The sequence below is a fragment of the Mesorhizobium sp. NPDC059054 genome (assembly GCF_042739215.1).
In the GTDB taxonomy this organism is placed as follows: Bacteria; Pseudomonadota; Alphaproteobacteria; order Rhizobiales; family Rhizobiaceae; genus Mesorhizobium.
This window is the reverse complement of the sequence record NZ_JBHYHV010000003.1, coordinates 569,748-588,882: the sequence shown is the minus strand read 5'-3', so window position 1 is coordinate 588,882 and position 19,135 is coordinate 569,748. Positions and strand designations below refer to the sequence as shown.

At 62.9% G+C, this 19,135-nt stretch carries 18 protein-coding genes; 1 reads left to right on the top strand and 17 read right to left on the bottom strand.

Translation table 11 applies throughout. The features are described 5' to 3' along the window. Positions 1-75: 75 nt before the first annotated feature. The 16 genes from ACFWXH_RS16200 to ACFWXH_RS16125 all read right to left on the bottom strand — a co-directional run bounded on the left by ACFWXH_RS16200 (position 76) and on the right by ACFWXH_RS16125 (position 17,721). Positions 76-1,002 carry a carbohydrate ABC transporter permease gene (locus ACFWXH_RS16200; protein ID WP_054311786.1) on the bottom strand — a complete coding sequence of 309 codons (927 nt, stop codon included), beginning with the start codon at positions 1,000-1,002 and terminating at the stop codon, positions 76-78. Positions 1,003-1,172: 170 nt separating this feature from the next. Beyond that, positions 1,173-2,489 carry an ABC transporter substrate-binding protein gene (locus ACFWXH_RS16195; RefSeq protein ID WP_379121883.1) on the bottom strand — a complete coding sequence of 439 codons (1,317 nt, stop codon included), beginning with the start codon at positions 2,487-2,489 and terminating at the stop codon, positions 1,173-1,175. An 84-nt stretch (positions 2,490-2,573) separates the two neighbouring features. Beyond that, positions 2,574-3,647, bottom strand: a complete 1,074-nt coding sequence (locus tag ACFWXH_RS16190; RefSeq protein WP_379121881.1) for an ABC transporter ATP-binding protein — start codon at positions 3,645-3,647, stop codon at positions 2,574-2,576. 89 nt (positions 3,648-3,736) lie between these two features. Then, positions 3,737-4,507, bottom strand: coding sequence for an SDR family oxidoreductase (locus ACFWXH_RS16185; protein ID WP_379121879.1), 771 nt, complete (start codon positions 4,505-4,507; stop codon positions 3,737-3,739). A 2-nt stretch (positions 4,508-4,509) separates the two neighbouring features. Beyond that, positions 4,510-5,493 carry a D-erythronate dehydrogenase gene (gene denD, locus ACFWXH_RS16180; protein WP_379121877.1) on the bottom strand — a complete coding sequence of 328 codons (984 nt, stop codon included), beginning with the start codon at positions 5,491-5,493 and terminating at the stop codon, positions 4,510-4,512. A 58-nt stretch (positions 5,494-5,551) separates the two neighbouring features. Beyond that, complete coding sequence (locus ACFWXH_RS16175; protein ID WP_379121875.1) at positions 5,552-6,292, bottom strand: FadR/GntR family transcriptional regulator; 741 nt, start codon at positions 6,290-6,292, stop codon at positions 5,552-5,554. A gap of 339 nt (positions 6,293-6,631) precedes the next feature. Then, positions 6,632-7,921, bottom strand: coding sequence for an NCS2 family permease (locus ACFWXH_RS16170; RefSeq protein ID WP_379121873.1), 1,290 nt, complete (start codon positions 7,919-7,921; stop codon positions 6,632-6,634). Between the two features lie 510 nt (positions 7,922-8,431). After that, positions 8,432-9,826 (bottom strand): glutamine synthetase family protein, encoded by a 1,395-nt coding sequence (locus tag ACFWXH_RS16165; protein WP_379121871.1) that lies wholly within the window; start codon positions 9,824-9,826, stop codon positions 8,432-8,434. A gap of 34 nt (positions 9,827-9,860) precedes the next feature. Beyond that, complete coding sequence (locus ACFWXH_RS16160) at positions 9,861-10,952, bottom strand: branched-chain amino acid ABC transporter permease (RefSeq protein WP_379121869.1); 1,092 nt, start codon at positions 10,950-10,952, stop codon at positions 9,861-9,863. Between the two features lies 1 nt (position 10,953). Then, complete coding sequence (locus ACFWXH_RS16155) at positions 10,954-11,853, bottom strand: branched-chain amino acid ABC transporter permease (protein WP_054311778.1); 900 nt, start codon at positions 11,851-11,853, stop codon at positions 10,954-10,956. A gap of 3 nt (positions 11,854-11,856) precedes the next feature. Further along, entirely contained in the window at positions 11,857-12,561 is a 705-nt protein-coding gene (locus tag ACFWXH_RS16150) for an ABC transporter ATP-binding protein (protein ID WP_379121866.1), read from the bottom strand. Between the two features lie 46 nt (positions 12,562-12,607). After that, positions 12,608-13,762: an ABC transporter substrate-binding protein gene (locus ACFWXH_RS16145; protein WP_379121864.1), complete on the bottom strand. Its 1,155-nt coding sequence runs from the start codon at positions 13,760-13,762 to the stop codon at positions 12,608-12,610. Between the two features lie 41 nt (positions 13,763-13,803). Further along, positions 13,804-14,523 (bottom strand): ABC transporter ATP-binding protein, encoded by a 720-nt coding sequence (locus ACFWXH_RS16140; RefSeq protein ID WP_379121862.1) that lies wholly within the window; start codon positions 14,521-14,523, stop codon positions 13,804-13,806. Between the two features lie 164 nt (positions 14,524-14,687). Then, positions 14,688-15,260 carry a helix-turn-helix domain-containing protein gene (locus tag ACFWXH_RS16135; RefSeq protein WP_379121860.1) on the bottom strand — a complete coding sequence of 191 codons (573 nt, stop codon included), beginning with the start codon at positions 15,258-15,260 and terminating at the stop codon, positions 14,688-14,690. 264 nt (positions 15,261-15,524) lie between these two features. Continuing rightward, positions 15,525-16,310 (bottom strand): N-formylglutamate amidohydrolase, encoded by a 786-nt coding sequence (locus ACFWXH_RS16130; RefSeq protein ID WP_379121857.1) that lies wholly within the window; start codon positions 16,308-16,310, stop codon positions 15,525-15,527. Position 16,311: 1 nt separating this feature from the next. Next, positions 16,312-17,721 carry an aldehyde dehydrogenase family protein gene (locus tag ACFWXH_RS16125; protein ID WP_379121855.1) on the bottom strand — a complete coding sequence of 470 codons (1,410 nt, stop codon included), beginning with the start codon at positions 17,719-17,721 and terminating at the stop codon, positions 16,312-16,314. A gap of 147 nt (positions 17,722-17,868) precedes the next feature. Between ACFWXH_RS16125 and ACFWXH_RS16120 the strand changes: the two genes are divergently transcribed. Beyond that, positions 17,869-18,630, top strand: a complete 762-nt coding sequence (locus ACFWXH_RS16120) for an SDR family NAD(P)-dependent oxidoreductase (protein ID WP_379121853.1) — start codon at positions 17,869-17,871, stop codon at positions 18,628-18,630. A 35-nt stretch (positions 18,631-18,665) separates the two neighbouring features. Here ACFWXH_RS16120 and ACFWXH_RS16115 read toward each other — a convergent pair whose 3' ends face one another. After that, positions 18,666-19,091 (bottom strand): helix-turn-helix domain-containing protein, encoded by a 426-nt coding sequence (locus tag ACFWXH_RS16115; protein ID WP_054311770.1) that lies wholly within the window; start codon positions 19,089-19,091, stop codon positions 18,666-18,668. Between the last annotated feature and the right edge of the window lie 44 nt (positions 19,092-19,135).

The following is a 19,135-nucleotide window of genomic DNA, read 5'->3' as shown; positions in this document are numbered from 1 at the left end:
CTGCACAGCAGTTTTTGCGTCCGGAATTGCGTAAAAACAAAGAATTAGAGCGAGGCCGCGAAACGCGGAAACGCTCTAGTCCTGTCCGCCCTGCTGCCACTTCCGGCGCTGCAATCCGAAAAAGCTGAACATGATGGCCGCCAGCAGGAACGGGATCATGGCGACCGCGATCGCCGCTCCCTCGCCGAGCTGTCCGCCCGGAATGCCCCGCTGGAACGAGAGCGTCGCCATCAGGTGTGTCGCGTTCACCGGCCCGCCCTTGGTCAGCACATAGATGAGTTGGAAATCGGTGAAGGTGAAAAGCACCGAGAACGTCATCACCACGGCGATGATCGGCGTCAGCATCGGCAGCGTCACATAGCGGAAGCGCTGCCAGCTCGTCGCGCCGTCGAGCGAAGCCGCTTCCTGCAGTGACGCCGGTATGGTCTGGAGCCCGGCGAGCAGCGAGATCGCCACGAACGGAATGCCTCGCCAGACATTCGCCGCGATGACGGAAGCGCGCGCGTTGTTGGGATCGCCGAGGAAATTGATCGGGCCGTCGATGATGCCCAGCTTCATCAGCGACCACGACAGGATCGAGAACTGGCTGTCGTAGATCCACCAGAACGCCAGCGCCGAAAGGACTGTCGGGACCACCCAGGGCAAGAGCACGATGGCGCGGAAGAAAGACTTGAAGGGCAGGTTCTCGTTGAGAAGCAGGGCGAGCCAAAGCCCCAGCGCGAATTTCAGGATCGAGGCGACCAGCGTATAGAGCAGCGTGTTGAAAACGGAGAGCCAGAACACCTTGTCGCGGATCAGGAACTCGTAGTTTTCGAGCCCGATGAAGATGCCGTCCCGGCCGATGCGCGTATCGGTGAAGCCGAGCCAGACACCGAGGCCGAGCGGATAGGTGAGAAAACAGACGAGAAACACCGCCGCCGGCAGCATGAAGAGGAAGCCGAGCAGATTGTTGTTCTGCATGATCGATGCGGATGGCGGCTTGCCGGACGGCACTGTGGACATCGATTTTCTCCCGCTTGAACCTTTTTCCTAGATCAGGATGGCGAACCGCCATCCTGATCTAACTCTTTGTCGAGCATGATCTTTTCCGAAAACCGGTTCCCACTTTTGGGGATCGTGCCCTGGTGCCGGCGGCACCAGGCGCCGCCCGCAAGGATCGTCCCGGCGCCGGATCAGGCGCGGTAGTAGCGGCTGGCGCGGCGCTCGGCTTCCGCCACCGCATCTTCGGGCGACATCTGTCCCGTGACGGCGCTGGCGAACATGTCGACAAGCACATAGTCCGCCATCACGCCGGCAGAGGCGTTGCCGAGCGGGCCGGCATAGCCGTTCGGACGCAGGGTCTCCGAGGCACGCGCATAGGGCGCGTGGATGGGGTCGGCCGTCCAGACGGGATTGCTCGCGAACGCCTTGAGCGGTTGACAGCAATAGGCGCTGGCGCCGGAGATCCAGGAATTCATCTGCTCCGCTTCCAGCATGAACTTCATGTAGGCTTTCGCGGCCTCAGGGTATTTCGTGTGATTGAACAGCAGCAGCGAACTCGTCTGGTGGAGCTCGACACTCTTGCCGACGGGGCCGATCGGGAAGTTGGTCGAACGGATATCGGCGGCGATTTCCGCGAGCGCCGGATCCTTCTTGGCGGCGTAGTAGACTGAGACGCCGTTGGCGATCAGCGATACCTGTCCAGCCAGGAAGGCGCGGTTGTTGTTGATGTCCTGCCAGCTTTCGGTTCCGGGAATGAACGTCTCGTAGAGCGCCTTGGCATAGTTGATGGCGGCAATCGTCTCCGGGCTGTTGATCGTGACCTTGCCGCCCTCGTCGACCATCTTGCCGCCATGGCTCCACAGCAGCCAATGGGCGTAGTTGTTGCCGTCGCCGACCGCTTTGCCGTGCGGGAAGCCGGCCGGCGTGCCCTTGGCTTTCATGGCCTTGCAAAGTTCGAGAAAACCGGCCGTATCCTTGGGAAACTCGCTGAAGCCGGCGGCCTTCACATGGCTGTCGCGGTAGACGACGGCGTTGCCGATAGCCGCCAGGGGCAGTGCTATGAATTTATCGTCGCGCACGGCATAGCCGCGCATGCCTTCATACCAGCCGCCATATTTGTCGCCGAGATAGGTGGCGAGTTCGGTCAGGTCGACCAGCTTGTCCGGATATTGGTGCGCGTCATCGAACCAGCACATCACCATGTCCGGGCCAGAACCGACATTCGCCGCCACGGCGGCCTTCGGGCGGATATCCTCCCAGCTCTCCTTGTCGACACGGACCTCGACGCCCGTCGCTTCCGTGAATTTCTTGGTGTTGGCGAGCCAGGCGTCCTCATCGCCCTTCACGAAGGGCGTCCAGCGCAGCAGACGCAGGCTTGCGCCCTGTTCCGGCGTGTATTTCGGCTCCGCGGCCTGCGCGAAGGCGGGCGTCATTCCAAACTTTCCAAGGCCGGTCGTCGCGACAAGTCCGGCAGAAGCGGCAAGCAGATCACGTCTGTTGATCGTCATGATTTCCTCCATCCTGGTTTGCGGGATTGCATTGTCTGTCGGCGTTGCGCTGTCCCGAGGCAGCACACGCCGTTATGCGGCCGCTCAGGAAGCGGCCTGGATCCGCTGGCCGCTTGCGGCATCGAACAGATGCGTGGAGCGGGTGTCGATCGAGACAGTGATCGTCTCGCCTGGCTTGACCGAGACGCGCTCATGGAAGACGCAGGCGATATCCGTGCCGGCAAGCTTCGCCGTCATCTGGGTCTCGGACCCGGTGGGTTCGGTCACGACGACGGTCATGGGAATACCGTTGCCGTTGATCCTTATGCCTTCGGGGCGCAGACCGTAGATGAGGTCCTTGCCCTTGGCGGCTTCGAGTGCCGCCCTCGTGGGCAGCACGGTGCCGTCCTCGGCAATGAACCGGCGTCCGTCCTGGGGGTCGAGCCGGCCCTTGATGAAGTTCATGGCCGGCGAACCGATGAAACCGGCAACGAAGAGATTGGCCGGACTGTCGTAGAGTTCGAGCGGCGCGCCGATCTGCTCGACAATGCCGTCATGCATGACGACGATCTTGTCGGCCATGGTCATGGCTTCGATCTGGTCATGCGTCACATAGACGGTGGTCGTCTTCAGTCGCTGATGCAGTTCCTTGATCTCGGCGCGCATGGCGACGCGCAGCTTCGCATCGAGATTGGACAGGGGTTCGTCGAACAGGAAGACCTGCGGATCGCGAACGATGGCCCGACCCATGGCCACGCGCTGGCGCTGGCCGCCGGAAAGCTGGCGCGGATAGCGTTCGAGCAAGGCTGTCAGCCCAAGTATTTCGGCAGCGGGTTTCACCCGCGTTTCGATCTCGGCCTTCGATGCGCCCTTCAGCTTGAGCGAGAACGCCATGTTCTCGGCCACCGTCATGTGAGGGTAGAGCGCGTAGTTCTGGAACACCATGGCGATGTCCCGCTCCTTTGGCGCGAGCTGGTTGACGATCTTTTCGCCGATGCGGATTTCGCCGGCCGTTATGTTCTCCAGACCCGCCAGCATGCGCAGCAGCGTCGATTTTCCGCAGCCTGACGGTCCTACCAGGATGACGAATTCGCCATCGGCGATTTCGACATCCACACCCTTTATGACCGGATGGGTTCCGAACGATTTCCTGACATTCACGAAGTCGACTGACGCCACAATCTTTCCTCCCAGAATTCACCTGTGGGTTTCGGCTGTCGTTATTTGTTCCCGTATAGTGCGTTCCCCAAGCTCCAGTTCAGTTCCAGTTATCCCCGGCCCACCAGGGGCATCGTCGTCGCCATGACGGTCATGGTCAGGACATTGGCCTCGAGCGGCAGGTTCGCCATGTAGACCACCGCATCGCCGATGTGACTGGCGGGGATCGTCGGCTCGCTGGCGATCTCGCCATTGGCCTGCATCACGCCCGAGGCCATCTTCGAGGTCATCTCCGTCGCGGCATTGCCGATGTCGATCTGCCCGCAGGCGATGTCGAAGGGTCGGCCGTCAAGCGCGGTCGACTTGGTCAGTCCGGTGATCGCGTGTTTGGTCGCGGTATAGGGTGCGGAGTTGGGCCGCGGCGTCTGGGCTGAGATCGAGCCGTTGTTGATGATGCGCCCCCCACGAGGGCTCTGCGCTTTCATCAACCTGAAAGCTTGCTGGGTGCAGAGAAACGCGCCGGTGAGGTTGGCGCCCACGACCGCGCTCCACTGCTCGAAGGTGATCTCCTCCATCGGTACGGCCGGCGCGCCCATTCCCGCATTGTTCACCAGAAGGTCGAGCCTGCCGAATTCGGATCTGATCGCATCGAACAGGGCTGCGACCGATTTGGGATCGCCGACATCGGCCTGTATCGTCCGGACCCTGCCGCCGGTTGCCTTGGTCAGTTCCTCTGCCGCCGTGTCCAGGACTTCCTCTCTTCGGCCGGTGATCACGACCGTGAAGCCGGCCCCGAGAAGTGCTTCGGCGATGGCTTTGCCGACGCCGGTGCCGCCGCCGGTGACCAGGGCGATCTTTGTCTTTGCTGGTTCACTCGCCATGGTCAGATTTTGCCTCCAAGCTCGTCTTCGATGTGTGCCTTGATGATGTCGTCGAAGCGGGTTTCGGCCTTGAAGCCGAGTTCCGCCGCCAGACGCGCATCGAAATCGCGTGGCCAGCCGGCGACGATCCTGCGGATGGTTTCGTCCGGCTCGCGCCGGATGAGGCGGACCGCCTTTGCGCCTGCAACGCGCTCGAGCGCGGCGATCTCCTCACCCACGGTTGCCGAAAGGCCCGGCATCGTCAGGTTGCGGCGCGCTCCCACTTTTTCGAGATCGAGCGTGGCAGCGTGGACGAAGAAACCGGCGGCGGAACGCGGACTCGCAAACCAGTGCAACACATCCTCTTCAACGGGCAGCACCGCCTCCTGCCCGACAAGCGGCTCGCGCAGTATGTTGGAGAAGAAGCCCGAGGCGGCCTTGTTCGGCTTGCCGGGGCGCACGCAGATCGTCGGCAGGCGTATGCCGATGCCGTCGAAGATGCCGCGCCGGCTGTAGTCGGCCAGCAGCAGTTCGGCGATCGCCTTCTGCGTGCCGTAGCTGGTGAGCGGCGTGGTGAAGAACTCGTCGCCGATCTTTTCGGGGAAGGGTGCGCCGAACACTGCCACCGACGATGCGAAGAGGACGCGTGGCCTGTAAGGCGCTTTTGTGCCTTCTGCGCGAATGGCGTCGAAAAGCGCGCGTGTGCCGTCGAGATTGACGCGGTAGCCCTTGTCGAAGTCGGCTTCCGCTTCGCCGGAAACGATCGCCGCGAGATGAAAGACGATATCGGGTCGCTCCGCGATAAGCTGTGCGGGAGCCCCTGCATTGGAAAGGTCGAGCGCGAGAGATCGGGAGATGGCAGCAAGCGGCTCGGGAGCCGTCGGCTCGACCACGTCCACCAGCGTCAGCCGGGTCACCTCGCCGCCGAGAACACCGTCCTCGCTCGCAACTCTATCCAGCAGCTTGCGGCCGACCATGCCGGCCGCGCCGATGATAAGCACATGCATCTACCTGTATTCCTCCCTTGCAAGGCGGCTGCCTCGCATATGACTCCGGTTTTCGGCTTCAGCCGCCGCGACCCTCCAGCATCTCCCTGGTCGTGTCGTGGATGCGTTCCAGATGCGCTTTGAAAGACGCGACAACCGCCGTGCGGTCGCGTGCCCGCAGCGCTTCGACGATGGCGGCATGATCCGCATAGCTCGCTGCGATCGCACCCGGCCGCGCCATCGCATAGCGGCGATGCTCCATCATGTAGGTGTAGAGATCGGTCACGAAGTCGGCGAGCAGCGGGTTACCGCAAGCGCGATAGATGGTGACATGGAACTCCCGGTCGCAGATCAGGAAGCGGATAGGATCGGTGCTTGCCACCTGCTGTGCGGCAAGCGAATTGTCCAGCCGCGCCAGATCCGCCTCTCCGATGCGCTCGGCTGCATCGCCGACAACCTTGAGCTCGATGAGAAGCCGCGCCGCGTGGACGGAGTCGAGATCGTAGCTGTCGATCGCGCTGGGTGCTGCAATCGTCACCGGGACATGAGTCAGGTCGACATTGGTGACCCGTGTGCGGCTGCCTTGCGACACTTCCACGATGCCACGTGCCGAAAGAGCCTGGATAGCGCCCCTCACCGTCTCGCGGCTGACATCCAGCGCCGTTGCCAGTTCGCGTTCGCTGGGCAGTTCGTCGCCCGCACCGAGAACTCCCGTGGCTATCAGCGACAGCAGCTTGTCGGCGATCACGTCGCGCGCGGTGCGGCGCGCCAGGCTGGGCCTGAGTTCCGGAACCTGTGAGAGGATGTCGTTGCCGACCATTCAAACTCACTCGCTGATATACTGGTCGGTCCAGTAGACAAGTAATCTATGCAGACACGGACAAGCCTGTCAACGAGCGGTGCAAACGCGTAAATTTGTTCTGCTTGCCGAAGCGTCCTCAAGGCTATGATCCGGCACAAAAGCTGTAGCAGCCTGGAGCAATTCCAGCAAAAGTGCGCAGCGGTTTTGCGTCCGGAATTGCGTAGAAACAAAGGGTTAGAGCGTTTTCGCGATTCGGAGAAAAGCGGAAATGCTCTAGGCAGCGTTGCGGATTCGCGACAACAAAAAGCCGCGGCCGGATTCGCATCCGACCGCGGCTTTTTCGCTCTCCGCCGGGGACTATTCGACGAAGGCGAAGCGAATGACGAACAGGATCGCCACCAGCCAGGTCGCCAGATGCACGTCGCGGAACTTGCCGGTTGCCGTCTTCAGCACGGCATAGCTGATGAAGCCGAAGGCGAGACCGTTTGCGATCGAGTAGGTGAACGGCATCATCAGCGCCGTCAGCGCGGCGGGTGCCGCTTCCGTGATCTCGGTCCAGTCGACCTCGATCAGCTCGCGCATCATCAGACAGGCGACATAGAGCAGCGCCGGTGCGGTCGCGTAGACCGGGACCGAGGCGGCAAGCGGCGAGATGAACAGCGCGGCGAGGAACAGCACCGCGATGACCAGAGCGGTCAGGCCGCTGCGGCCGCCGGCCTGCACGCCGGAAGCGCTTTCGACATAGGCGGTGGTCGAGGAGGTGCCGAGAAGCGAGCCGGCGACGATCGCGCTGCTGTCAGCGAGCAGGGCGCGGCCGAGGCGGTTCGGCTTGCCTTCTTCGATCAGGCGCGCGCGCTTGGCCACGCCGATCAGTGTACCGGTGGCGTCGAACACCTCGACCAGCACGAACACCAGGATGACGTGGACGAGGCCGCTGTGCATGGCGCCGATGATGTCGAGCTGCAGGAAGGTCGGCGCGATCGACGGCGGCATCGAGACAATGCCCTGGAACTGGCTGACGCCGAGCACCCAGGACAGGATGGTGATCGCCAGGATGCCGATCAGGATGGCGCCGGGGACCTTGAGGCCGTCCAGCGACGCGATGATGAAGAAGCCGAGGATGGCGAGCAGCGGACCGGTCGTCGTCAGATGGCCGAGCGTCACGAACGTGGCCTCGCTGGCGATGACGATGCCCGAGCTTTTCAGGGCGATGATCGCCAGGAACATGCCGATACCGGCGGCGATGGCGCTGCGCATCGAATGCGGAATGCCGGCGATCAGCCAACTGCGGATGCCGGTCACGGTCAGGATCAGGAAGATCACGCCCGAGATGAAGACCGCGCCCAGTGCCTGCTGCCAGGTGAAGCCCATGGCGCCGACGACGCCGAAGGCGAAGAAGGCGTTGAGACCCATGCCCGGAGCCATGCCGATCGGCCATTTGGCCACCAGCGCCATGATTAGCGAGCCGAGAGCTGCTGCCAGACAGGTGGCGACGAACACGGAGCTTTTGTCCATGCCGGTCGAAGAGAGGATCTCCGGGTTGACGAAGATGATGTAGGACATGGTCAGGAAGGTGGTGAGGCCGGCGATCACTTCGATCCGTACCGACGTCCCCAGTTCCTTCAGTTCGAAATACTTCTCGAGCATAGCTTTTCCTCCGCTGCCCGTTTCCTCCTCATCGGTCACGCGCGGCCCCCTTGCCGTCCGCAACACGATGCCGCGCTGTGCATGGCACGGGACGCGGTCTTGACCTTCGGTGAACGCTGACAGTCTGAATGCACCGGTTTGCCGGCGCATGATGACAATCTCTCCGCCAGGAGTGATCGACAAGCAGACATGAGGCGCACTCGCCCGCTCAAGTTATCTTGAAGTACTTCCGCTCATTTGCTTGGCGCAAGGGGGCAATCGGGCCGCTTTGTCGCAAACAGTTTCGTGTTTTTCACGAATATCGAAGAGTGGTGAGGAAGTTCGGCTTGGGCTGTCGACTGTTGTTTTGAAGCGCCTTGACGCTGGGGAAGCGAAGCTGGACAGCTTCCAGCATCTTGTTGCCGGCTCGTTCGATGTCAACACTGCAGGCGCAATTGGTTAAGGTCTGTGGCACTGCCGGCGGACAGAGTGAAGGCACGGACGCCGGCATCCCGGATCCGTGCCTTGAGGTCAGTTGATGAAGTAGCGCTGCCACTCGAAGTCGGTGATGTGTGAAGCCTGCCAGGCCTCGAAGGCGGCCTGTTCGGCACGGCGGCTTTCCGCGTAATTGTCACGGAAAGCTGCGCCGAAAGCTTCGGCGCAGAAATCGGAACTCGCGAAGGCGTCGATCGAGGCGTTCAATGTGCGCGGCAGTTTGGGCTTGTCGAGGGTGGCAAGGTCGCCGCTCACCGGCTCTTCCAGGGAAAGGTCCTTTTCGATGCCCTCGCAGCCAGCCGCGAGGATCGCGGCGATCGACAGGTAGGGATTGATGTCGGCTCCCGGCGCCCGATGCTCGAACCGGCAGGCGCCGTCATTGGGCGTGGTGATGGCGCGGATCGGCGCTGTCCGGTTTTCGAAGCCCCAGGCGACATCTTCCGGAGACCAGGCGCCGCGGTCGAAACGGCGATACGAGTTGACGGTCGGCCGGAACAGGAGATGTGTCTCCTGCATGCGGTGGAGCACGCCGGCCAGGAATTTCTCGGCCACCGGCGTCAGCTTGTTGGGGCCGGCGGCGAAGGCCGGCTTGCCGTCTTTCCAGAGGCTGACATGGTGGTGCGCGCCGCAGGCGCTTTCCTTGCCGGGCGGCTGGAAGCGGGTCATGAAGGTGGCAACCAGCCCGCGTTCCGCGCAGAGCTCGCGCAGGTGCAGCTTGGCGCGCATGGCGTCGTCGGCTGCCTGCAAAGCCGTCTTCGGCGTCAGCGCATATTCATACATGCCGAAGCCATATTCGGTGACCAGCGAAGCAATGCCGATGCCGATGCTTTTCATGCGGCGGATCAGTTCGGCGGCGAAATCCTGGTATTCGCCGCTGCGCACCAGATCATAATTGGTCAGCGAATGTCCCCAGGGCTTCAGCTCGCGGTAACGGCCGGCACGCATCAGGTCATGGTCGGCATGGAAGATGCCGAACTCGTATTCGAGCGCGAAGCGCGGCTCATAGCCGAGAGCTGCCGCCCGCTGCTCGACACGAGCGAGAACGCCGCGCGGGTCATAAGGACAAGGCGAACCATCGAGCATATAGGAGAAGGTGATCGCCGAGGCGTATTCCGGTTTCCAGCCGTGCTGCACGACGGTGCTTGGGTCGATGATGCCCTTGATGTTGGGAAAGCCGTTTTCTTCGTTCGCGGTTGGCGAGGCGAAGGCGACGTCACCCATCGGCTGGCCATCGCCATGCGCGACGCAATAGAGGATGGCGTTGATGGCTTCGCCGTAAGTCGAGAGTTTCAGCGGGGTGATCTTCGAACGGAACGCGCCCGACGTATCGACGGTATGCACCTGAATGAATTCGACCCCGTCCAATGCCAGCTTCTGCTGCAATGCCTCCAGCTTCGGCGCGTACTCGGCGACCTTGTCCTGAAACTCCACTTTGTCCTCCACCCTGAGAAAATGTCGGTACCGCCTAGCGGGCGTTGCGCCGGAAAAGCCTGGAAAGCTGCTCGTCAAGCTCGAGCCGTCCGCTGATGCCGCCCGGCCTGAAGGCCATGCAGAGCACGATGACGACGCCGAGCGCCACGCCGGAAAGACCGAGCAATTGCGGCAGCTGGATGCCGGCGATCGTGACGCCGGACTCGATGCTGCGGATGAATTCGAGCCCGATCGAGAGCACGATCACGCCGGTGACGGCGCCCGTCACCGTGGCCATGCCGCCCAGGATCAGCATAGCGAGTGTGATGAATATCTGCTGGAAGTAGAACAGCTTCGGGCTGATCGTGCCGGCGAAGTAGGCAAAGAGCACGCCGGCCAGCCCGCAGATCAGCGCGGACAGGACCCATGCCATCAGCCTCAGGTGCCTGGCATCGATACCGAAAGCGGCTGCCGCTTGCGGGCTCTGGGCGCTGGCGCGAAGCTGGAGGCCCCAGCGGCTATCCTTGAAAAGGCGGGCGATGACGATCACGGCCACTGAGGCTACCAGCATCGCAGGCAGGTTGATCACCTTGGGTATGCCGAAGAATGCCTGGTTGCCCTTGAACAGATCCGTCCAGTTCAGGAACACCGAATGCACGATGATGAGCAGCGCCAGGCTGACGATCGTGGCGGCGACACCTGAAAGCCGGCTGATGATCTTGCCGCTGATCGCCGCGAGGATGGCAACGACCAGCAGCGCCAGGAAAGCGGCGACGAAGGGATTCAGCTCGACAAAGGCGAGCCCGAATGGCGCGTTGGGAATGGAGAGTTTCTTCATGGCCAGCGGCGTCGACAGCACTGCCACGCCATAGGCGCCGATGCCGACAAAGGCGCTGTGGCCGAGATTGGCGATGTTGCTGTTGCCCATGAACACCTGGAGGCCGACCACGATGATCAGGTTGACGAAGGCCGCCAGCGCCAGATGCGTGTAGTAGGCCGGCGCGAAGGCGAGGATGGCGAGGCCGATCAGGACGACGGGCAGCGCGGTGACCAGCCCGCCAACCAGCGAGCGGCGGAATTGACCATTGCCGGCCCGCGTTGCGGTGCTGGACGGACGGGCTGCGACGATCTCTGCGCTCTCGCTCACATCAGATCTCCTTGTCGCCCAGTTCGACCCGCTGACCGAGCAGGCCTTCCGGCCGATAGACGAGAAGCGCGACGATGATCACGTAGGTGAGCGCATCCTTGAAGCCTCCGTATTCCTGCGGCAACGCCACCAGCAGGCCGACCTCGATGAAACCGAGCAGCATGCCGCCAGCGGCCGCACCGGCCAGCGAGCCGAAGCCGCCGATGACACAGGCCACGAAGGCCTTGAGCACGAGGCCGAAACCGAGGTCCGGCGACACCGAGCCGCGCCGGGCCAGGATGAACACGGCGGCAATGCCGGCGAGCGCGCCCGAAATGGCGAAGGCCGTCGCGATCACCCGATTGGCGCGGATGCCCATCAGGCGGACCGTGGCGAAGTCGCGTGACGCGGCGCGGATGGCGAGGCCAAGCGTCGATCGGTTGAGGAAGAGAACCAGCGCAAGGATGGTGAGACCCGAAACCACCAGCTCCATGACCTGCAGCGACGACACCGCGAACGGTCCGAAGAACCACATCTGGTTGAGGCCGTTGAGGATCGAGACCGATTGCGGCTTTGGCGAGATCAGCAGCATGAACAGGTTCTGCACCACGATCGAAACGCCGAACGCGGTCAGCAGGCCCGTCGTCGTCGGCGCGTAGCGCACGGGGCGGAAGGCCACGCGTTCGAATGTCACGGCGGCAAGTGCGGCTGCGGCCACCGCCAACAATACCGCGACGATCGGTGAGGTCAGGCCGAGTGCCGCCGCCAGGAACACGCTATAGGCCGACACGCCGATGATCTCGCCATGAGCGAAATTGACCAGTCCCATGATCGAGAAGACGACGGCGAGGCCGAGTGCCACCAGCGAATATTCGGCACCGAAGGCCAGCGCGTTTAGCAATTGCTGCAGGGCGTAATCCATGGCCTACCCGCCGAGATAGAGGTTGAGGAGGCCGTGCTCGTCGGCAAGCTGTGCCGGGGGGCCGTCATAGCGCAGCGCGCCCGAACTCACGACATAGACGCGGTCGGCGAAGCGCAAAGCCTGCTTGGCATTCTGCTCGACCACCAGCAGGGTCAGCCCTTCTTTCTTCAACTGCCCGATGAAATCGAAGATCTGCGCGACGATGCGTGGCGCGAGCCCAAGCGATGGTTCGTCGAGCAGCAGCAGTTTCGGCCGCGACATCAGGGAACGCGAGATGGCCAGCATCTGCTGTTCTCCGCCGGAAAGCGTGCCGGCCGCCTGGGTGTAGCGTTCCGAAAGCACCGGAAACAGCGTCAGGAACCGATCGATATCGGCACGCACGCCTCTCGGATCGCGGCGTGTCGCCGCGCCAAGCCGCAGGTTTTCGCCCACGGTCAGATTGGCGAAGATATGCCTGCCTTCCGGTGTCGAGGTGAGGCCGCCCCGGATGCGATCCTCGGTGCGTGTGCGCGAGATATCCTTGCCGTCGAAGGCGATCCGTCCCGCCACCGGCGTGACCAGGCCGGTCAGCGCGTTGATGGTCGAGCTCTTGCCGGCGCCGTTGGGACCGAGCAGGGCGACGAGTTCACCCCGCCCGATCTCGAGCGACAAGTCGCGCACGGCTGCGACCGCTCCGTAGCGGACGGACAGGTTCTCGACCTTCAGCACGATTGCGTCCGGATTTGCGCGTGGGACGTCATGGCGAAGCGGTCCGTTACTTCAGGGCCGGAACGTCGGTCGGTGGCGTATCGGTGATCAGCACGCGTTTGCCATTGGCGAACCCCATGACCGGGACGGCCTTGACCGGATAGCCTTTCTTCTCGGCGAAGGAGATGGTCGGTGCCGTGGTGCCGGGATAGCCGCCGGGCGCACGGATCGCTTCGCGCAACGCTGCCGCTTCCGTCGTGCCGGCCTTCTTGGCTGCCTCATAGGTCACCTGCACCATATCGGCACCGAGCGCATCGAAGATGCCGTTCACTTTGTAGCCGTCGGCCTTGCACTGAGCGAGGAAGTGGTCGATCGGCCCGTCGATGCCGGTGGCGCCGTGCGTGGTGAACATCACCTTCTCGAGCGCCGCCACATCGCCGACGGTTCCCTCCAGCGACTTGTCATCGAAGGCATCGCAACCCGCGACCCAGCCATCATAGCCGTTTGCACGCAACTGCCTGATGAGGATGCCGACGTCCGGCAGCACACCGCAGACATGGATCGCGTCCGGCTTCTGCGGCAGCGCCTTGATCGAGGCGATCTGCGGCGACCAGTCGGTGGTGCCCCAGGAATAGTTGAGTTTGGAGACCACCTTGCCGCCGAGATGCTCGAACACCTCGCCGAACCATTCCGGCAATTTTTCCGAATAAGACCCGGCGTCTGGGGAAACCAGCAGCGCCACCGTGCGTGCGCCCTTGCCGTACAATGCGTTGGCGGTCGCGGCGGCGTTGATCGGATCAGGCACGGCGCCGGCAATGAAGTTGTCGAGACCGGCCTGCTGCATTTCCAGTTGCGTGTTGGGTGCGGAGAAGACGGTCGCACCATAGGGCTCGGCGATCTGGGCGGTCGGGATCAAGGCATCCGGGAAAGGAACGCCGGTGATGACCTGAGCGCCGGCGTCGAGGAACTTCTGGCCGAGCGAAACGGAGAGCTGCGGATCGGAGCGGTTGTCCTCGATCATCAGCTCGATCTTCGGATCGTTCGCGCCTGCCGCCTTGTTCAGCTTGTCGGCCATGCAGCGCGCGCCTTCCGCTTCGCTGTAGGGCGCATATGTGCCCGTCATGGCAACTGCCAGGCCGATCTTGAGCTCGCTCGCTCCTGCATGTGCTGCCTGCAGCAGCCCAGCCGTCAGGACAGCGGCTCCCAAAGTCAGTTTATCCATTTGAACCCTCCCTCGTTCTTGTTATGCGGATACCGACACCATCACGAAGTCTGGCCGACATAGACCTCGACGACGCGCGGATCGCGCCAGACCTGAGCCGTGTCGCCCGAGGCGATGACCTTGCCCTGGTCCATGACGCAGAGCCGGTCGCAGAGGCGGTTGATAAAGCGCAGGTCGTGGTCGATGACGATGATGGCGCAGCCGAAGTCACGGCGGATGGCTTCGATCGCCTCGGCCAGTGTCTCGGATTCGGTTTCGTTCAGGCCGGCGGCCGGCTCATCGAGCAGAAGCAGAGAGGGGCCGAGCGCAAGTGCGCGTGCGATCTCCAGCCGACGCTGGCTGCCATAGGAAAGCGTACCGGCCGGCACATCGGCCGCGGCATCGAGCTCATATTGCGCGAGCAACCTGTCGATATCGATGCGGTCGGCAGCGTCGGGGCGCACGTCACGGCAGGTGATGTGGGCGACCTCGATATTCTGGCGGACCGTCAGTTCCTTGAACAGGCGGATGTTCTGGAAGGTGCGGGCGATGCCGGCACGGGCGCATTCTTCAGGGCCGCGCGCCGTCAGGTCGCGATCGGCCAGCCTGACACTACCGGTGTCCGGCCGCAGCACGCCGGAAATGGCATTGACGAGGGTGGATTTGCCGGCGCCGTTGGGGCCGATCAGGCCGAGGATCTCGCCTGTGGCGCAAGACAGCGAGGCCTGGCGCAACGCCTGCACACCGCCGAATGTCTTGCTGACTGCCTCCACCGACAACATCGGTTTCGCCTCCCATTCCGGCCGTGGGCTGTTTGCTCCCTTCGGCTGGTTTTCAGGATGCTAGACCCGGAGCTTTTCCATAACAAGTATTTTTTTCCATTTTGGAAAAAGTAATTGCTTTACGCCATGGAACGAGGCGACGGGTGGTTGTCGCTGGCTGCCGCTCAGCCGACTGCGGCGCTCGGAACGCTGTCGCGCGGAACGGTGTTCGACATCAGCATGATGGCCGGCTCGTCACCCAGCGACACGTAGGCGTGTTGCATCTCGCCATCGAACAATATGCTGTCGCCCGGCTGCAGGACCACCGGATCATAGTGGATGGTGTGCAACTCAAGGCTGCCGCTTTGAACGTGGATGAATTCCTCGCCCGAATGGCTACGCCAGCCGCCATTTTCGTCGAACGATTTCGCATGCAGCGTGACGCGCCAGAAGATGTTGGTTTTGTCACGGAAATCGCTGCACAGCACCTCGAAGACCATGGCGTTGCCTTCGTGCAGCACGCCGCTCCCGGCCCGCGTGATCGAGCGCCTGGCCTGCATGCCGGGTTTCGGGCTGAACAGGAAGGATGCCACCGGCACGTGCAGCACGCCGGCGATGGTGAGCGCGACGTCGACGGTCAGCCGGGCTTTGCCGTTCTCCAACTTGGACAGTTGTGAAACCGAAAGGCCGGACCGCTCGCTGAGCTCTCGCAGCGTGATGTTCTGCTGCTTGCGCGCGTCCCGGATCTTGGATCCCACATTGCCCTGCATCGTCCGCGCCCTTGGCTGTCGTGTTTCCATTCAGGCGATTTCGAAGAAACGTTGCATTTATCGTCCGCTAAGCACGAGCCATGGTCGAAAAACGATGCAACAATTCTCCGAAATCGCCTTCGACAAGCTGTAGCGAGGCCGCCTGCAGGCGTCCAGCGCTTGAAGCAATTCCAGCAAAAGTGCGCAGCGGTTTTGCGTCCGGAATTGCGCAAACAAAAGAGCTGGAGCGTTTCCGCGAAAAGCGGAAACGCCTTAGACGGCTACCGCGTGGTCCGGCCATAGGGTTTTCGCCACCTCGGAAAGACTGTCCTCGAGTATCCGGCTGACTTGATCGAGACGATCGGGCTCGGTGAGCAGGTCGTTGCGGACCTCGAGATAGATTGAGGGCAGGCCCAGTTGCAGGCCGTGCCGGTTCAGCGTGTAGCCGACGGCCTGGCGCCAATCATAGGGTTCGTTGTCGCCAACCACCAGGCCGGCTGCCTTGCCGTTGTTTTGTGTCGTCCGCAGAACTGCGGAGACGAAGGGCGACGGTTCTCGCCACAGAATGCCGATATCGACGTTGCGCCGCACGCCGCCCATGACGGGCGTGAAGGAGTGGATCGAGACGAGGGCTCTTCGCCCCGGCACGCCCTCGGCAATCGCCTGTTCCAGCGGCGCCCAGCCGACCTGTCGGCGCAGCCTGCGATCATTGTCGCTCGGGTCGAGATTTCCCGGCACCGGAATGCCACCGAGGTCAGGGCGCATATGGTCCCATTCCTCGACGGGACGGTTGTAGTCGAGGAAAAGCCGCGAATAATGCGCGACCACCGCTGGCGCCTGAAGGTGCTGCGACAGCCTTCTCGTCAGCGCGTCGATGCCGAGATCGACGGCGAAATGTGTTGCAAGATAAGGCTCCGCGAGACCGAGATCGCGCCACGGCGCCGGTACCTTGCTGCCGGCATGCTCCGCAATCAGCAGATAGGGGCTCGCCGCTTCAGGCAGCAGGCATTCGACGGCGTCGGCCGCGAGTGCTGCTGTCTCGGCGGGATCCAGACGCATCTCAGGCGATCCTGGAGCGGACATGATAGGACTTCGCCGCCGTCGATTCGATTAGACCCGAACGCCCATTGGTGCGGCCCATGCCCGAGTTCTTGATGCCGCCCCAGGGCAGATAGAGGTCGGCATGGTCGCAGCGATTGAGGTAGACCGTCCCGGCTTCGACCTTGTCCAGCAGCGCCGTGCCATGGTCGATGTCCTGTGTCCAGATGCTGGCGCTCAGGCCGTAGTCGCTGTCGTTCATCAGGGCGATGGCCTGTTCGTCGCTGTCGACCGCCTGCACACAGGCGATCGGCCCGAACAGTTCGTCGCGCATGATCGGCATGGAATGATCGACGCCGACGAGCACGTCGGGTGCAACATAGGCCGCGCCAAGCCCTGCTGCCTTTCGTGCGGCGGTGTCGGGCATCAACTGCCTCGCGCCGGCGCGAACGGCCTGCTCTGTCAGATCACGGATCGTCTCGGCAGCCGTTGCGCGCACCACCGGGCCGACCATCGGCTTTTCCTCAATCGGATGACCGATCGTCCATTTCGCCGTTTCGGCCACAAGCGCGTCGACGAAACGGTCGTGGACCCTGCGGTCCACATAGATGCGTTCGACTGAGCAGCAGGATTGGCCGGCGTTGGAATAGGTGCCTTCGGCGATCTGCGCCACGGTGGCATCGAGATCGGCATCGACGCGGACATAGGTTGGATCCTTGCCGCCGAGTTCGAGATGCACCTGCGTGAAGGTGCCGGCCGCGGCTGCGTGCACACGCCGGCCGCCATTGACGGAGCCGATGAAATTGACGGCGTTGAGCGCGCCTGAGGCGATCAGCCTTTCGGCATCGGCGTGGTCGAGATGCAGGCTCTGGAAGACGCCGTCGGGACCGCCTGCGGCCCTGAAGGCTTCCTCCGCCACCTCCGCGATCAGTGGCGTCTGCGGCGAGTGCTTGAAGATCACCACGTTGCCGGCCGCCAGCGGCGCCGTCACCAGATAGCCGAGCATTGCCGTCGGGTAGTTCCAGGCGCAGATCGAAAGATGCAATCCGCCGGGGGTCGGGCGCACATAACGGCGGATGTTCTCCTCCGAAGGATAGGGCAGGTCTGCCAGCGTCTCTTCTGCGGCTTCCGCCAGCAACTCGCCGACCAGGGCCAGGCGTGGCGTTTCGTCGGCCTGCCACAGCGGACGCCCGATCTGCCATGCGACCATCTCGGCGAGCTCGCCTGCGCGTGCCTTCATCTGCTCGCCGAATTTCAGCAGGATCGCCAGCCGCTCGGCGAGCGGCGTCGCCTGCCAGGGTTTCAGCGCAGCACGGGCCTTGGCCATCGCGGCATCGATGGCTGCACTGTCGGCATAGTCACGACTGACATAGATGGAGCCGTCGATGGGAGAGGTGACAGGGAAGGACAGGATGTCGGTGCGCAGGTTCATGGTGTGATATCCGCCGGCTAGCTGGAGTTATTTCCGGCACGATATCCGGATTTTCCATTTTGGCAAATTTTTTCTATTATAGCTTGATGGATTGTGGATGCGCCCCTATTGTCCGCTCCAACAGCAAACGCTGAACGGAGGAGGGGTATGATGGTCGAGTTTGATTTCAGCGGCAGGCATGCGGTTGTCACGGGTGCCGGTGGCGGCATGGGTGAGGCAATCGCGCTTGCCTTGCTTCAATCCGGGGCAGCGGTAACGGCAGTGGACGTCAAGGAATGTCCGGCATCGCTCGACGTCTTCGGCGACAAACTCACCTATGCGCAGGGCGATCTCACTGACGAGGCTTTTGTCCAACGGGTCGTCGGCGAGGCCGGGAAGGCGCGCGGCGGCGTCGACTATCTCGCCAATGTCGCCGGCGTGCTCTGGTTCGGCCGCGACAAATCGGTGCTGGAGATGGACCTCGATGTCTGGGACCAGGTCTTCGCCATCAACCTGAAGTCATTCGCCCATACCGCGCGCGCCGTGGTGCCCTTCATGCGTGCGGGCGGCCGTGGCGGCGCCATGGTGCATTTTTCGACGATCCAGTGGTATCGCGGCGATCCCGCCCCGCAGGACGCCTATCAGGCCTCGAAAGCCGGCGTGTGCGCGCTCTCGAAATCCCTGGCCATGCAGCTTGCGGCAGAGCGTATCCGCTCCAATGCCATCTGCCCGGGCATGGCGCTGACGCCGCTGCAGGCGCGCTGGGACACGGAGGAAAAACGCCAGGCTGTCGCGAATTATGCACCGCTCGGCCGGATCGGCACGCCGCAGGATATGGCCAATGCCGCCTTGTTCCTGCTGTCCGACGCCGCCAGCTATATCACCGGCATCGAGCTTGCCGTCGATGGCGGTCTTTTGATGCGCATGTAGCGGGCTAGCCGCCGGCTTCAGCCAGCAGCAGCATTTTAATGATGGTCGTGCATGCACTTGCCGTGATCGGCAAGCACCTCGATCACCCGGCACTCGGCGAGGCGCCCGTGCCGGCATTCCTCCACCATCACTTCCAGCTCTGCCTTCAGTGCCATCAGGCTGGCGATGCGCTGTTCCACCTCGATGAGCCTGGCCTTGGCGATACCATCTGCTGTCGCGCAGGGTTGGGTCGGATCGTCCTGCAGGGCGAGCAGCGTGCGGATGGCAGACACTTCGAAGCCAAGTTCGCGGGCATGACGGATGAAGGCGAGCCGGCGTAGCCCCTTCTGATCGTAGAAACGACGGTTGCCGTCGGTTCGCGGCGGCTCGGGCAGCAGGCCGATTTGCTCATAATAGCGGATCGTCGGCACTTTCACGCCGCTCTCCCTGGCCACGTCACCTATCGTCAATTCGGACTTCATTTTTCCGCTTGCTCCTCTAGTCGCTAGAGGATGTAGCGTCTGCT

Excerpts from the sequence above, each read along its gene's own strand:
- ACFWXH_RS16200 (WP_054311786.1), bottom strand. The coding sequence starts at position 1,002 with ATGTCCACAGTGCCGTCCGGCAAGCCGCCATCCGCATCGATCATGCAG.
- ACFWXH_RS16195 (WP_379121883.1), bottom strand. The coding sequence starts at position 2,489 with ATGACGATCAACAGACGTGATCTGCTTGCCGCTTCTGCCGGACTTGTC.
- ACFWXH_RS16185 (WP_379121879.1), bottom strand. The coding sequence starts at position 4,507 with ATGGCGAGTGAACCAGCAAAGACAAAGATCGCCCTGGTCACCGGCGGC.
- denD (WP_379121877.1), bottom strand. The coding sequence starts at position 5,493 with ATGCATGTGCTTATCATCGGCGCGGCCGGCATGGTCGGCCGCAAGCTG.
- ACFWXH_RS16175 (WP_379121875.1), bottom strand. The coding sequence starts at position 6,292 with ATGGTCGGCAACGACATCCTCTCACAGGTTCCGGAACTCAGGCCCAGC.
- ACFWXH_RS16170 (WP_379121873.1), bottom strand. The coding sequence starts at position 7,921 with ATGCTCGAGAAGTATTTCGAACTGAAGGAACTGGGGACGTCGGTACGG.
- ACFWXH_RS16155 (WP_054311778.1), bottom strand. The coding sequence starts at position 11,853 with ATGGATTACGCCCTGCAGCAATTGCTAAACGCGCTGGCCTTCGGTGCC.
- ACFWXH_RS16145 (WP_379121864.1), bottom strand. The coding sequence starts at position 13,762 with ATGGATAAACTGACTTTGGGAGCCGCTGTCCTGACGGCTGGGCTGCTG.
- ACFWXH_RS16140 (WP_379121862.1), bottom strand. The coding sequence starts at position 14,523 with ATGTTGTCGGTGGAGGCAGTCAGCAAGACATTCGGCGGTGTGCAGGCG.
- ACFWXH_RS16130 (WP_379121857.1), bottom strand. The coding sequence starts at position 16,310 with ATGCGTCTGGATCCCGCCGAGACAGCAGCACTCGCGGCCGACGCCGTC.
- ACFWXH_RS16125 (WP_379121855.1), bottom strand. The coding sequence starts at position 17,721 with ATGAACCTGCGCACCGACATCCTGTCCTTCCCTGTCACCTCTCCCATC.
- ACFWXH_RS16120 (WP_379121853.1), top strand. The coding sequence starts at position 17,869 with ATGATGGTCGAGTTTGATTTCAGCGGCAGGCATGCGGTTGTCACGGGT.
- ACFWXH_RS16115 (WP_054311770.1), bottom strand. The coding sequence starts at position 19,091 with ATGAAGTCCGAATTGACGATAGGTGACGTGGCCAGGGAGAGCGGCGTG.